Origin of the sequence: Virgibacillus necropolis (genome assembly GCF_002224365.1) — a bacterium.
GTDB classification, from domain to species: Bacteria; Bacillota; Bacilli; order Bacillales; family Amphibacillaceae; genus Virgibacillus_F; species Virgibacillus_F necropolis.
Map to the genome: position 1 here is coordinate 2505199 of NZ_CP022437.1, position 14674 is coordinate 2519872.

The 14674-nt window shown below is 36.9% G+C and carries 12 protein-coding genes; all 12 read right to left on the reverse strand.

What is annotated here, in order from left to right:
• Positions 1-26 precede the first annotated feature (26 nt).
• Entirely contained in the window at positions 27-2138 is a 2112-nt protein-coding gene (locus tag CFK40_RS12045; RefSeq protein WP_089532538.1) for a polyribonucleotide nucleotidyltransferase, read from the reverse strand.
• Between the two features lie 481 nt (positions 2139-2619).
• The gene (gene rpsO / locus CFK40_RS12050; RefSeq protein WP_089532539.1) at positions 2620-2889 is read right to left on the reverse strand and encodes a 30S ribosomal protein S15; all 270 of its coding nucleotides are present in this window, start codon (positions 2887-2889) and stop codon (positions 2620-2622) included.
• 145 nt (positions 2890-3034) lie between these two features.
• Positions 3035-3973 carry a bifunctional riboflavin kinase/FAD synthetase gene (locus tag CFK40_RS12055; RefSeq protein ID WP_089534375.1) on the reverse strand — a complete coding sequence of 313 codons (939 nt, stop codon included), beginning with the start codon at positions 3971-3973 and terminating at the stop codon, positions 3035-3037.
• A gap of 22 nt (positions 3974-3995) precedes the next feature.
• Positions 3996-4889, reverse strand: a complete 894-nt coding sequence (truB, locus tag CFK40_RS12060) for a tRNA pseudouridine(55) synthase TruB (protein ID WP_089532540.1) — start codon at positions 4887-4889, stop codon at positions 3996-3998.
• Between the two features lie 128 nt (positions 4890-5017).
• A complete protein-coding gene (gene rbfA, locus CFK40_RS12065) occupies positions 5018-5362 on the reverse strand; it encodes a 30S ribosome-binding factor RbfA (RefSeq protein ID WP_089532541.1) in 345 nt (114 codons plus the stop codon).
• 82 nt (positions 5363-5444) lie between these two features.
• The gene (locus CFK40_RS12070; RefSeq protein WP_089532542.1) at positions 5445-5723 is read right to left on the reverse strand and encodes a DUF503 domain-containing protein; all 279 of its coding nucleotides are present in this window, start codon (positions 5721-5723) and stop codon (positions 5445-5447) included.
• Positions 5720-7837 carry a translation initiation factor IF-2 gene (gene infB / locus CFK40_RS12075; protein WP_089532543.1) on the reverse strand — a complete coding sequence of 706 codons (2118 nt, stop codon included), beginning with the start codon at positions 7835-7837 and terminating at the stop codon, positions 5720-5722. Before infB ends, CFK40_RS12070 begins: the two co-directional genes overlap by 4 nt.
• 4 nt (positions 7838-7841) lie before the next feature.
• Positions 7842-8153: a L7Ae/L30e/S12e/Gadd45 family ribosomal protein gene (locus CFK40_RS12080; protein WP_089532544.1), complete on the reverse strand. Its 312-nt coding sequence runs from the start codon at positions 8151-8153 to the stop codon at positions 7842-7844.
• Positions 8143-8424: an RNase P modulator RnpM gene (rnpM, locus tag CFK40_RS12085; protein WP_089532545.1), complete on the reverse strand. Its 282-nt coding sequence runs from the start codon at positions 8422-8424 to the stop codon at positions 8143-8145. Before rnpM ends, CFK40_RS12080 begins: the two co-directional genes overlap by 11 nt.
• Positions 8425-8436: 12 nt before the next feature.
• A complete protein-coding gene (gene nusA, locus CFK40_RS12090; protein ID WP_089532546.1) occupies positions 8437-9546 on the reverse strand; it encodes a transcription termination factor NusA in 1110 nt (369 codons plus the stop codon).
• A 14-nt stretch (positions 9547-9560) separates the two neighbouring features.
• Positions 9561-10031: a ribosome maturation factor RimP gene (rimP, locus tag CFK40_RS12095; RefSeq protein ID WP_089532547.1), complete on the reverse strand. Its 471-nt coding sequence runs from the start codon at positions 10029-10031 to the stop codon at positions 9561-9563.
• A 255-nt stretch (positions 10032-10286) separates the two neighbouring features.
• Positions 10287-14579, reverse strand: coding sequence for a PolC-type DNA polymerase III (locus CFK40_RS12100; protein ID WP_089532548.1), 4293 nt, complete (start codon positions 14577-14579; stop codon positions 10287-10289).
• Between the last annotated feature and the right edge of the window lie 95 nt (positions 14580-14674).

Genomic DNA, 14674 nt, shown 5'->3' on the forward strand with positions numbered 1-14674 from the left:
CTCCAGCCTCTTCATTCATTGTTTGTTTATGATCTTGATTTCTCACTTTTTTCTTTTTGTTCAAGTAGTACGGCTTTTCTTGAAAGATTAACTCTACCTTGATGATCGACTTCTTTAACTTTCACCATGAATTCATCACCAATAGATACAACATCTTCCACTTTGTTCGTCCGTTCCTCGGCTAATTCAGAGATATGAACCAAGCCATCTTTGCCTTTGAAGATTTCAACAAATGCACCAAATTTCTCGATGCGTTTTACTGTTCCTAAATACAGTTGACCTACTTCAACTTCGCGTACTAAATCTTCAATGATTTTTTTCGCTTTACTATTCATAGTTGAGTCAGTCGAAGAGATAAACACGCTACCATCTTGTTCAATATCAATTTTAACGCCAGTTTCTTCGATGATTTTATTGATTTGCTTACCGCTTGGCCCAATAACATCACGGATTTTATCAGGTTTAATAGACATTGTTAAAATCTTAGGGGCATATTCGGAAAGCTCTGTTTTAGGCTTATCAATCGTTTCAAGCATATGACCTAAAATATGTTGTCTACCATGTTTAGCTTGTGTTAATGCTTCCTCTAAAATTTCTCTTGATAACCCATCGATTTTAATATCCATTTGTAATGCGGTTACACCTTTACTTGTACCAGCCACTTTAAAGTCCATATCACCTAAGGCATCTTCCATACCTTGAATATCCGTTAAGATCGTATAGTCATCACCTGATTTCACAAGTCCCATTGCAATTCCAGCTACTGGTGCTTTAATTGGAACTCCTGCATGCATCATAGCCAGCGTACTTGCACATATACTCGCTTGTGAAGTTGATCCGTTTGATTCTAATACTTCCGATACAAGTCTAACTGTGTAAGGGAATTCAGTTTCTGATGGCATTACCTTTTCAAGTGCACGTTCTCCTAATGCTCCATGACCAATTTCACGACGGCCTGGACCACGTATTGGACCTGTTTCCCCTACACTATATTGAGGGAAATTGTAATGATGCATAAATCGTTTCGTTTCCTCTAAATCTAATCCGTCAAGAATTTGTACGTCACCTAAAGCTCCTAATGTACAAACACTTAATGCTTGCGTTTGTCCGCGAGTAAATAAACCTGAACCATGCGTTCTTGGCAATACACCAATGCGTGATGTAAGTGGACGAATTTCATCAGGCTTACGGCCATCTGGACGAATTTTTTCTTTTGTGATTAATCGGCGAACCTCATCCTTAACCATCTTATCAAGAATAGACTTCACCTGTTTAATAACGCTATCTTCTTCGCCTTCATACGCTTCTAAAACTTCTGCCTTAACTTCTTCAATAGCCCGTTCACGAGCATGTTTTTCATGCACTTGAATTGCAGATACTAGCTTTTCTTTTGATTCACTTTCGATCTTAACTAGTAAATCTTGATCTAGTTCAAACAACGTAACATCTGTTTTCTCTTTTGCAACAGCGGCAACAATTTCTTCTTGAAATGCGACAAGCCGTTTTATTTCATCGTGCCCAAACATAATTGCTTCAAGCATTACTTCCTCAGGAACTTCATTTGCTCCAGCCTCAACCATGTTGATTGCATCCTTCGTGCCAGCAACAGTAAGTTCAATATCACTTTTTTGTTGTTGCTCAATAGTTGGGTTAATCACAAATTCACCATCAACTTGTCCAACAACAGCACCAGCAATTGGTCCACTGAATGGAATATCAGATATACTTAGTGCAATAGATGAACCGATCATAGCTGCCATCTCTGATGTACAGTCTTGATCAACACTCATTACGGTACTGATAACTTGTACTTCATTTCGAAAGCCATCTGGAAATAAAGGTCGGATCGGACGGTCAATCAAACGTGATGCTAAAATTGCTTTCTCACTTGGACGACCTTCACGCTTAATAAAACCACCAGGTATTTTTCCCACGGCATATAAACGTTCCTCATAATTAACCGTTAATGGGAAAAAAGGTAAATCTTTAGGTTTCTTTGATGCAGTTGCGGCGGTTAATACAGAAGTATCACCATATTGAATCATACAAGCTCCATTCGCTTGTTTTGCAAGTTCTCCAATTTCTACTGTGAATTTATTACCAGAAATTTCAGTGGAGAATAATTGTTTTTCTACCATTAGATTGAGTACTCCTTTCAAAAGCTACTATAGTTCATTTTATAGATAAAATGTTCGTATGTAAACAAGAAAAGCGTAGCGGGCTTGCACAGCGGTGAAATGCGTAAGCAAAAGACCGTAGAGCACACGGTATTTCGTGCTCGGAGTGTCTATTGCTTACGTCACGAACCGCTAGCCCGCGTAGCTAGACAAAGAAAAGCGAAGGCGACTGGTTAGAAGCGGACGCATAAGCAAGGAACCGCAGAGCACAAGGGTTTAGTGCTCGAAGTGTTCATTGCTTATGACGACAGCTTCTAGGAGCCGCAGCTAGCCAAAGAAAAGCGTAGCGGGCTTGCTTAGCGGTGAAATGCGTAAACAAGAGACCGTAGAGCACATGATCTTTCGTGCTCAGAGTGTCTATTGTTTACGTCACGAACCGCTAGCCCGCGTTACTTGTCAATGAATATAAAAAAAGCAGGATTTCTCCCGCTTTTCAAAGAATTTATCGGCGTAAACCAAGTCTTTTAATTAGTTCGCGATAACGAGTAACATCATTATTACGTAGATAGTTTAGTAAGTTACGACGCTTACCAACCATTTTCAATAGACCACGACGTGAATGATGATCTTTTTTGTGTGTACGTAAGTGTTCATTTAACGTTGTGATTTCTGCAGTAAGTACAGCAATTTGTACTTCTGGAGAACCTGTATCATTTTCATGAACCTTATATTCATTAATGATTTCGTTTTTACGATCTTTTGTGATAGCCATTAGGTTCACCTCCTATTATTATTTCATATCCCCAATTCCCTAGCAAACGTCGGAGTGTCGTCTTGCCAAGCAATGGTTTTACGATGTTAAGCGTACATCTAATTAGACAAAATTGCAAGTAATACATACAAAAAGAAAAGAATACTTAGCAGGAGAAATAATGACGTATTTGTTTTTCATCCATTTTGATATGTTCAATCAGCTCATTAACGCCATTGAATTTCTTTTCGTCACGTATAAATTTACACCACTCAAGTTGTAGTTCTTCACCATATAGATCATTGGAGTAATCAAAAATGTTTACTTCCAATGTTGGTTTTTTCTCATTATCTTTAAATGTCGGTTTAACACCTAAATTAGCCATTCCTTCATACACTTCACCTTTGTATAGAACTTTTACCGCATATACGCCAATCTTTGGTAACAATGCTTCTGAACTTACTTGCATGTTTGCAGTAGGAAAACCAATCGTTCGGCCGCGCTTATCTCCTTCAATCACTGTTCCGTATACGGATAATTTTCTACCAAGGTATTCATTCACTTTTTCTACATCACCTTTTGATAAAAGCGAACGAATTTTAGTAGAACTAACCTTTTCATTCTCGAGTTCTACTTTTTCAATTATCGTGTAATCAAACGCACCCCTTGCATGTGAATGGATAATATTCATGTTCCCTTCACCTTTGTGACCATATGAGAAATCAAATCCGGCGACAACGTGCTGAATATTTAGTCCAATGATAAAGTGATCAATAAATTCCTGAGGACTTATCGATGCAAGCTTTTTTGAAAAAGTAATAATATACAATCTATCAACATTCATTTGTTGTAAAATTTCTTGCTTTTCTCGAAGTGGTGTAATGTACTCCACGTGTACAGTCTCTTTTTTTAATACAACCGATGGATGTGGGTGAAATGTAATAACCGCACTTTCCATTTTTGATTCCTTCGCTTTTGTTACAGCAGTTTGAATTACCTTCTGATGGCCCTTATGTATGCCATCAAAAAAACCAATTGCTGCTACCGTTTTTGGAAGCTCCTCCAATACTAATGTGTGTGGATATGTTAATTCAATGGTTCTCATCTTTTTCACCTTCACTTTTTTATCATCCATCTAAAGGAAAAACTCGTACTGGTTTGATTTGATCTGAATTATCAGGATGTTCTTGATAGATCGCTAGTATTTCCTTCTGATACAAAATAATAAATGGATTTGTTTTTAAGTTTATCATAGGTTTCGGAAGTTTTTGACCAAAAAGAACTTTTTTGCTCACTTCTTCGTTAACCGAATAGTGATCCAAGTGTGATAACCCTCTAATTATTGGTAATAGTAGGTCTGTATGCTGCTGCAGTTTTTCTTTTTCTTCTAATTGTTCGAAGGTAACTGTGTCTTCTACGGAAAAAGAGCCTGTTTCCGTTCTCATCAAATCAGACATGTGTGCGGGATAACCAAGAGCTTTACCAATATCCACGCACAATGTTCGAATATATGTACCTTTCGAGCAAGTAATTTTGAGTTTTATTCGGTTTTCTTTTATGTCTATTAATTGTAGTTGTTCGATATTTACTTTTCTTTTTGGGCGGTCAACTGTTTCGTTAGCACGCGCATATTCATACAGCTTTTTTCCATTAACCTTTACAGCCGAAAACATTGGTGGAACTTGAACGATTTGTCCTTTAAATCTATTTAATACTGTTTCAATTTCCTCATGCGAAGGTATCCATATAACTTCTTTTTGTTCGATAATCTTGCCATGTGCATCTTCCGTGTCAGTTGTACTGCCCAGTTTAAGCTCGGCTATGTATACTTTTTTCGTATCAGTTAAATAGGGAACAATTTTTGTGGCCTGCCCAATGCAGATAGGAAGAACTCCTTCTACTTCTGGATCCAGTGTCCCTGTATGCCCGACCTTTTTTGTTCGGAATAATCTTCTGATTTTCGCCACGCAATCATGTGATGTCATCCCTCTAGGCTTCCATAATGGTAATATGCCATTCATTGAATTGCCTCCATATTCTTATAATCGTGAAAGCTACCGCTTTTTTTGAAATTTTCAACATATAATACAAGGAAAAATCTGACCCTGCTTAGTTGTACAGGTGTCAGATCTCCAATTTATTTCACTCATTACTTTTTATTCAAATCGCGCAATATACCTTCAATTCGGTTGCCGTATTCCAGTGCTTCATCAAATTCGAAAACAAGCTCTGGTGTTTTACGCAAACGAATTCTTTGCCCAATCTCGGACCGAATGAAGCCCTTAGCTTTTGCCAAACCCACTAACGTTTCATGTTTTTGTTTTTCATCTCCTAGCACAGAGATGAAAATTTTCGCTTGTTGCAAATCACCTGTTACCTCAACATCTGTAACAGTAACAAAACCCACACGTGGATCTTTTAGTTTACGAGTAATAATTTGACCGAGTTCCTTTTTCATTTGTTCGGCAACACGATTTGCACGCACTTCACTCATAATTACAGTCACCTCTTAATTTAATACGAGACATAATGTTTTTCAAAACGACAGTCATCATTTTTATCATACTTAGTAAAGATTATATTCTTTCAACATGCGTAATGGTACGTTCCATTTCGGAATAGGTATCCATCACGCGAAATACTTCTTGGATAATTTGTTCTGCGTGTGTATAACTAGTAGAAATGGTTACTATTCCAATTTTAGTTCGTTGCCACAAATCATGATAATCAAGTTCTGTAAGTGCTACATTAAAATCTTTCCTTAGTTTATTCATAATCTTTTTCAGTACAGAACGCTTATCTTTTAGTGAATGCGAGTTATACAACATACATTCTATTTCTGCAATTACGATCATTTGCGTTCGATTTCTTGCATGACATAAGCTTCAATTATATCGCCTTCTTTGATATCGTTAAATTTCTCAACGGTAATACCACATTCGTAGCCTTGTGCTACCTCCTTGGCATCATCCTTAAAACGCTTTAACGTATCTAATTCACCCTCGAATTGAACAACACCATCGCGAATGACACGTACTCCTGAGTTACGTGTGATCTTACCATCTATCACATAACTTCCAGCGATTGTTCCAATTTTTGAAACCTTGAAGATTTCACGCACTTCAGCCTGACCAATAACTTTTTCTTCATATTCTGGATCAAGCATGCCTTTCATTGCAGATTCTACTTCTTCAATTGCATTGTATATGACACGATGCAAACGTACATCTACTTTTTCAGATTCTGCAGTCTTATTAGCATTAACATCCGGACGCACATTAAACCCAATTACAATCGCATTTGATGCTGAAGCAAGTATGATATCGGATTCCGTTATTGCCCCAACACCTGTATGAATAATTTTAATCTTGACACCTTCTACTTCAATTTTTCGAAGGGAAGCTGCTAATGCTTCAACTGATCCTTGAACGTCAGCCTTAATAATAATGTTAATTTCTTTCATTTGACCTTGTTTAATTTGTTCAAATAAATCGTCTAAACTAACCTTTGTTTGTTCGCCACGGTTTTCTTGAATATGCTTCTGTTGACGAGCTTCACCAATTTGACGTGATTTTTTCTCATCATCAAACACAAGAAATTGATCACCAGCTTGAGGTACATCATTCAATCCAGTTACTTCTACAGGCATTGACGGACCAGCTTCATCTACACGTTTACCAATGTCATTTACCATCGCACGGATTCGGCCGAACGTATTTCCGACAACAATAGAATCCCCTACCCGTAATGTACCATTTTGAACGAGTAACGTTGAGACTGAGCCTCGACCTTTATCAAGTTGAGCATCGATAACTGTACCAAATGCATTTGAGTTTGGATTTGCTTTTAACTCTTCCACTTCAGATACGAGCAATATCATTTCTAATAAGTCATCGATTCCTTCTCGCTTAACGGCAGAAAGTTGAACGAAAATAGTATCTCCGCCCCAATCCTCTGGAACAAGTTCATATTCTGTTAACTCTTGCATAACACGATCAGGATTCGCGCCCTCTTTATCCATTTTATTTACAGCAATAATAATTGGTACTTCAGCTGCTTTTGCGTGATTAATTGCTTCAACCGTTTGTGGCATTACACCATCGTCGGCTGCTACAACCAAGACAGCAATATCCGTAACTTGTGCTCCTCTAGAACGCATACTTGTAAATGCCGCATGACCAGGAGTATCTAAAAATGTTACTTTTTTTCCATCATTTTCAACTTGGTAAGCCCCAATATGTTGCGTAATTCCGCCCGCTTCACCTTCTGTTACTTTTGTATGACGAATGGAATCAAGCAACGTCGTCTTACCATGGTCAACATGTCCCATTATGGTAACTACAGCTGGACGTTCTTTTAGCTCATTTTTGTTATCTTCCTGTATATACTTATCAAAATTTGTATCTTCTAAAATAATTTCCTTTTCAACTGCGACATCAAGATCACCACAAATCAATTCAACCGTATCATCATCGAGGTTTTGATTTTTCGTAGCCATTACACCCAGACCCATCAACTTTTTGATGATTTCCGCTTCTTTTTTATTCAATTTTGCAGCAAGCTCACTTACCGTTAATGTTTCATTATATTTAATTTCTTTTGGCATTTCTTTTACAACTGGTTGGCGCTTTGGAGCTAGGTTGTTATTACCTTTTTTATTTCGATGTTTATTTGATTGATTTCTGTTGTTTGGTTGATTTCGATTATTTTTTTGGTTCGATTGATTGTTTGAAGGCTTCCCTTTATTCTCTTGATTTTTTACATTTTTATTCTCAGGTTTCTTATTCATAGTAGATGTACTTGATTGTTGCTTAGGTTTAAATTTATCATCTAGCTTACCTTTTATATCGTCTGAAATAGTAGACATGTGATTAGAGACTTCTACATTTAATTCCTTTAACTTTTGAATGACATCTTTGCTTGTCGTATTTTGTTTTTTAGCATATTCATATACGCGCATTTTAGTCATACGTTCACCCCCGAATAGAATTATCGAGTAACGACTTTATCTTAGCGGCAAAACCTGCATCTAAAATTGCAATTGCTACTCTTTCTGATTTACCAATAGCGTTTGACAATGTTTCCTTGTCATCAACTATTCGTAAAGGTACTTCATACGTATTGCATTTATCTGTAATCTTTTTTCTTGTTTGTGGGCCAGTATTGTTTGCCAATAAAACAAGTTTTGCCCGTTTCTTTTTTATATCTTTTACAACCTCTTCACCAAGCGAGCATTTTCTTGCGCTATATGCTAGGCCAATCATATTTAAATAATTATTTTTCATGATTATTTCCAGAAATTAATCGCTTAAGTTCTTCAAAAATGGAAGGATCAATTTGGGTATTTAAATGGCGGTTTAACATACTATTTTTTTCAGCTTTTTCAATAACACTTAAATCTCTTGACAAATATGCTCCACGGCCATTTTTCTTTCCTGTTTCATCCACGAAAACTTCTCCATCTTTATTACGAACAATCCGGATCAGTTCTTTTTTAGGTTTCATTTCATTTGTTACAACACATTTGCGCTGAGGAGTTTTTCTTGTTTGTCCCATCAGTAATCCTCCTTATTCAAACAGTTCTTCATCTTCGTCAGAATAAGTGCTATTCTCATCATCAGTTGAATGATTCAATAATCCTTCTTCAAGTGCTTCAGATTCACTTTTAATATCAATTTTCCAACCAGTAAGTTTTGCAGCTAAACGAGCGTTTTGTCCACGCTTACCAATTGCAAGTGATAATTGATAATCAGGTACAATAACTGTTGTCGCCTTCGCTTCCTCATCAATAAGCACAGCAACTACCTTTGAAGGACTCAACGCGTTAGAAACATAAACTTCAGGATCTTCTGACCATTCTACAACATCAATTTTTTCACCTTTAAGCTCATTTACAATCGCTTGCACACGTTGTCCTCTTTGACCTACACATGAGCCAACAGGATCAATTTCTGGGTCACTCGCATAGACAGATAGTTTAGAGCGGTCTCCGGCCTCACGTGCAACTGACTTAATTTCAACAGTGCCATCATATATTTCAGGTACTTCCATTTCAAATAATCGTTTAAGTAGTCCTGGGTGTGATCTAGAAACATAGATTTGTGGACCTTTGCTCGTATTCTCCACTTTCGTAACAAAAACCTTTAAACGATCATGGACATTGTATTCCTCAACTGACATCTGTTCAGCTTCCGGTAATTTGGCCTCAACTTTTCCTAAGTTCACATAGACAAACCGTGGATCTAGACGTTGGATAATTCCAGTCATTACATCTTCTTCCCGGTCTGCATATTCACTAAAAATTACGCCACGCTCAGCTTCGCGAACTCGCTGTGTAACTACCTGTTTTGCGGCTTGAGCAGCAATTCTCCCAAAATCTTTTGGTGTTACCTCAATTTCAATAACATCCTCAATTCCATAGTTTGGATCTATTTGCTTAGCCTCTGCTAGGGAGATTTCTTCTTGTATATCTTCTGCTTCTTCTACAACTGTTTTTCTTGAAAATACTCGCATTGTTCCTGCATTCTCATCTAAATCAACTCGCACATTGGATGCTGATTTAAAGTTTTTCTTATAAGCAGAAATCAAAGCTGCTTCAAGTGCTTCTAATAATATCTCTTTATTAATACCTTTTTCCTTTTCCAAATAATCAATCGCATCAAACAACTGACTGCTCACTATTCTTTTCCCCCTTATAACGTAACTGCTATTCTTGCTTTAGCTATTTTATTAAATGGAATTTCAACTACTTTTCGTCTAGTTTTCACTTTGTATTCTATACTTGCGCTATTATTAGTGAAATCTTTTAGTGTTCCTTCATACTCTTTCGCACCATCAATAGGTTCATATAGCTTTACAAAAACATTTTTATTTAGATTTTTTTCAAAATCTGCCTCTGTTTTCAGTGGACGTTCTACACCAGGAGATGAAACTTCTAGAAAATAAGCATCTGTGACTGGATCTGTTTCATCTAATTTCTCGCTTAACTGCTCGGAAACCTCTCCACACTCAGCTATATCAATTCCACCTTCTTTATCAATGTAAACACGTAGAAACCAATTTTTACCTTCTTTTACATATTCAACATCGACTAACTCTAAATTTTTTTCTTCTAAAATAGGTTGTAGCAGATTTTCAGTATTTTTAATAACTTGGGAACTCAAGGGACACCCCTCCTCTATTCAGTTGTAGTTATTTCTTATTATGAACAAAACTACCAATTTTCATTTCAATCCTTTTGTTTTTTTCAAAATAAACCCCTTGCCTGATAATGTGGCAAGGGGATTCGCTAAAGTAGGATGGTAATGAAGAAAGAGTGGGGGGTTCCCACTCTTTTTACCGTTCGTATCATTTCTTACCCTTAAAACTATATCACACTTCCATCCCTGAAGCAAGAGAACCGTGATTGATAAAGGTTTTTAGAATAATGATAACTGATTTTTATCAGCCATACCCTCTAAACATCCATGATTATCCAAGTACTCCAATACAGTCTTTGATATCTTGCTTCGCTCTCTTAGATCTTCTTTGGATAAGAATTCACCTTCTGCGCGAGCTTTTACAATATTTAGTGCCGCATTGGTGCCTAGTCCGTCTACTGCATTAAAAGGCGGTATTAGCGTATCGCCATCTACAATAAATTCCGTTGCACTTGATTTATATAAATCAACCCGTTGAAAATGCATGCCACGTTCATTCATTTCTAAAGCAATTTCTAATACAGTCAATAAGCTTTTTTCTTTTGGACTAGCATCATTTCCCTTGATTGCGATTCCGTCTACCCGCTCGCGGATAGCACTTGATCCTTTTACCATTGTATCGAGGTCATAATCACTAGCACGTACTGTAAAATATGCTGCATAAAAGAAAATTGGATAATGGACCTTAAAGTAAGCAATCCGAACTGCCATCAGTACATATGCTGATGCGTGTGCTTTTGGAAACATATACTTAATTTTTTTACACGACTCGATATACCAATCGGGTACGCCATGCTTTTTCATTTCTGTAATCCACTCATCTTGGAGACCTTTTCCTTTACGAACAAACTCCATTATTTTAAATGCAAGCGATGCATCTAAACCTTTATGCATTAGGTAAACCATAATATCATCACGGCATCCAATTACATCCGGAAGTTTACAAATACCATCGTTTATTAGTTCTTGTGCATTTCCAAGCCATACATCTGTACCATGCGAAAGACCTGAGATAATTACAAGCTCTGCAAATGTATTTGGCTTTGTGTCCTCGAGCATTTGTCTAACAAATTTTGTTCCGAATTCAGGTACACCTAATGTACCTGTTTTACAATTTATTTGCTCTTCTGTAACACCAATAGAGTCTGTTCCGGAAAATAACTTCATTACCCCTGCGTCATCAGTTGGAATTGTTTTTGGGTCAATGCCACTTAAATCTTGAAGCATTCGTATAACAGTAGGATCATCATGTCCTAGTATATCAAGCTTCAACAAATTATCATGGATGGAATGAAAGTCGAAATGTGTTGTTTTCCAATCACTATTGCGATCATCTGCCGGAAACTGAATTGGTGTAAAATCGAATATTTCTTTATCATCAGGTACAACAATAATTCCACCTGGATGCTGTCCAGTGTTTCGTTTTACACCCGTGCACCCTTGAACCAAACGATCAACTTCGGCATTTTTGTAGACCAACTGTTTGTCTGAAGCATAGCCTTTTACATAACCATAGGCAGTTTTATCAGCAATCGTGCCTATTGTGCCAGCACGATACACATTGTCCTCACCAAAAAGTTCTTTTGTATAATTATGTGCCTTCGGTTGATACTCACCGGAAAAGTTCAAGTCAATATCAGGTACTTTATCCCCTTTAAAGCCTAGAAATGTTTCAAATGGAATATCATGACCATCCTTGTCTAGTTCAATTTCACAAGTAGGGCAGAATTTATCTGGTAAATCAAAGCCACTTCCTGCTGATCCATCCGTAATAAATTCATAATGATGACATTCTTTACACACATAATGTGGTGGCAGTGGATTCACTTCTGTAATCTCAGTCATGGTCGCAACAAATGAGGAACCAACCGACCCCCTTGAACCAACTAAGTAGCCATCATCTAATGATTTTTTAACTAGTTTATGAGAAATAAGATAAATAACAGCAAACCCATGTCCGATGATACTAGTCAGTTCTTTTTCTAAGCGCTCCACCACTAGTTCAGGCAATGATTCTCCATATAAAGACTTCGCTCTATTATAGCTTAAATCACGAATTTCTTGATCTGCTCCCTCGATTGTAGGGGTATATAAATCATCTTTAACTGGTGATATTTCTTCAATAGAGTCAGCCAACTTATTTGTGTTCGTTACGACAATTTCTTCTCTCGTTTGCTTATTTAAGAAGTGAAAACTATCAATCATTTCTTTTGTAGTTCTAAATGGTGTATCTGGTAACGTTTGCCGCGCTAAAGGATTACCATTTTGAGAAGAAATCAATATTTGTCTATACAATTTTTCATGATCATTTATATAATGGACATTTCCCGTTGCTACTACTAACTTGTTCATCCGTTTTCCCATATCAACTAAGTTTGAAATGATATCAAAAATTTGTGCCTCGTTTTGTACTAATTCTTTTTCAATTAAATGAGCGTAATTAGCTGGTGGTTGAACTTCAATATAATCATAAAATTCAGCAACCCTTTCCGCTTCCTCTTTTGACTTTTGCATCATGGTTTCAAACACTTCACCTTTATCGCAAGCAGAACCAACTAATAAACCAGATCGAAGTTTTTGTAGCTTTGATCTAGGAATCCGTGGCACCCTGTAAAAGTAATCAATATGTGCATGGGAAACCAATTTGTAAATGTTTTTTAACCCCTCTTGGTTTTTAGCAAGCAATATGCAATGCTGTGGACGTGAACGCTGATAGGCATTCCCTTCCCCCATATGATTATTTAAATGGTTGTGATTGGTGATGTCTTTTTCCAACAGATCCTGAACCAGTTTCCATAATAAGTAGCTTGTTGCCTCGGCATCATAAATGGCACGGTGGTGCTGTGTTAATTCGATATCTAATTTTTTACACAAAGTGTTTAAACGGTGGTTTTTTAATTCAGGAAATAAAAACCGTGCTAGTTCTAATGTATCAATTACCGGGTTTGTCGATTTGTCATAGTTAATTTTCTTATAACCTTCATTTAAAAATCCCATGTCAAAACTAGCATTATGAGCAACTAGAATGTCATTCTGCGCCCATTCTTCAAATTCTATCAATACATCCCCGATTTCTGGTGCATCACGAACCATATCATCCGTTATTCCTGTTAATTCCACTGTTGTTTCGGATAATGAATGGTGTGGATTAGCAAACCTTTCGAAGCGGTCAATGATTTCCCCGTTTTTAATTTTAACCCCCGCGAGTTCAATAATCGTATCATATACTGCCGATAATCCTGTGGTCTCGACGTCAAATACAACATATGTTGCATCCTCTAATTGAATATCACTTTCGTTATATGCAATTGGTACACCATCATCCACTAAATTTGCTTCCACGCCATATAGTATTTTAATTCCATTTTTCGCCCCTGCTGCATGTGCTTCAGGGTATGCCTGAACGCCTGCATGGTCTGTTATAGCTATTGCTTTATGTCCCCATTTTGCAGCCTGTTCAACTAATCTACCAGGGGACACGACTGCATCCATTTGACTCATGGTTGTATGGGCATGCAATTCCACTCGCTTCGCGTCGTCTGGCGCAGTATCTGACTTTGTCTCTACTTTAACCTCTTGAATATCATTCGCCATCATAGCGAGTTCATTTGAATACATATCAGTTTGTATACTACCACGAGCTTTAACCCACATACCTTTTTTCAGTTGCTCAAACTTTTCAACATCCTCATCATTCTTTGAGAACATTTTAATTTGTAAAGAGTCTGTATAATCTGTTGCTTTGCCAATCAGTAAGCTTCGACCTGATCGCAACTTACGAATATCCACAAAGAAAACATACCCCTGTACAGTTACACGACGTTCTTCATCTTGTATCAGTTCCATTTCCATAGGTTCATCAGGAATACTATAACCAATTGAAAATGGTTTATTCTGTACTTTGTCTAAACTATTTTTTTCACGTTTTTCTTTTTCAATTACGGTTTTTAAGATAATCTCTTGATCCTCTTTAGCTTTTTGGTCACGAAAATTCTGTAAATCTTTAGCCTCTGTTTTTACATTGATCTCTAATTGATAGGATCGACTACCAATTTTAGTGCAATACATCCTAAAAGCAGTTTCCAATCGTTTTCTTAATGCAGCAGCTTCTGCCTCATTTCTAGCAGTAATAGCAAGCTTGTTACTTTGAACGGTAGGCACCTGGTTATGGATTAGATCCTTATAAGCTGGAGAGATAGTTGGTATTGATTGCAAGAAGTTCTGCCAATAATCACATATGTAGGTATCATTTTCATCTTTTTTATCTGTATAAAAAGTCCAATCTACTTGAGCAATTTCGCTGAACGAATCCTTTAATTTCGTTGTTAAAACTTGATACATTTCAACAGGAAGCATTTTTTCAATTTGTATATGGAAATGCCATTTTTTCAATTGCTTAAACACTTCGAGACGAATTAACTGACTATCTTTAAAATAATTGTTTATATCCTCTTCAGATAGTTGCAGTTGCTTTAACAAAACGCCCATTTTTTCTGCTTTTGATAATTCCATTTCTTGTTTCCCCCAATACAGCATATAGACTATAGAGAAGCATAACGCCCCTTGAATAACTTAGGCTAGAAAAATTAAATTCAAGGTGTGAAAAC

Excerpts from the sequence above, each read along its gene's own strand:
- CFK40_RS12045 (WP_089532538.1), bottom strand. The coding sequence starts at position 2,138 with ATGGTAGAAAAACAATTATTCTCCACTGAAATTTCTGGTAATAAATTC.
- rpsO (WP_089532539.1), bottom strand. The coding sequence starts at position 2,889 with ATGGCTATCACAAAAGATCGTAAAAACGAAATCATTAATGAATATAAG.
- CFK40_RS12055 (WP_089534375.1), bottom strand. The coding sequence starts at position 3,973 with ATGAGAACCATTGAATTAACATATCCACACACATTAGTATTGGAGGAG.
- truB (WP_089532540.1), bottom strand. The coding sequence starts at position 4,889 with ATGAATGGCATATTACCATTATGGAAGCCTAGAGGGATGACATCACAT.
- rbfA (WP_089532541.1), bottom strand. The coding sequence starts at position 5,362 with ATGAGTGAAGTGCGTGCAAATCGTGTTGCCGAACAAATGAAAAAGGAA.
- CFK40_RS12070 (WP_089532542.1), bottom strand. The coding sequence starts at position 5,723 with ATGATCGTAATTGCAGAAATAGAATGTATGTTGTATAACTCGCATTCA.
- infB (WP_089532543.1), bottom strand. The coding sequence starts at position 7,837 with ATGACTAAAATGCGCGTATATGAATATGCTAAAAAACAAAATACGACA.
- CFK40_RS12080 (WP_089532544.1), bottom strand. The coding sequence starts at position 8,153 with ATGAAAAATAATTATTTAAATATGATTGGCCTAGCATATAGCGCAAGA.
- rnpM (WP_089532545.1), bottom strand. The coding sequence starts at position 8,424 with ATGGGACAAACAAGAAAAACTCCTCAGCGCAAATGTGTTGTAACAAAT.
- CFK40_RS12100 (WP_089532548.1), bottom strand. The coding sequence starts at position 14,579 with ATGGAATTATCAAAAGCAGAAAAAATGGGCGTTTTGTTAAAGCAACTG.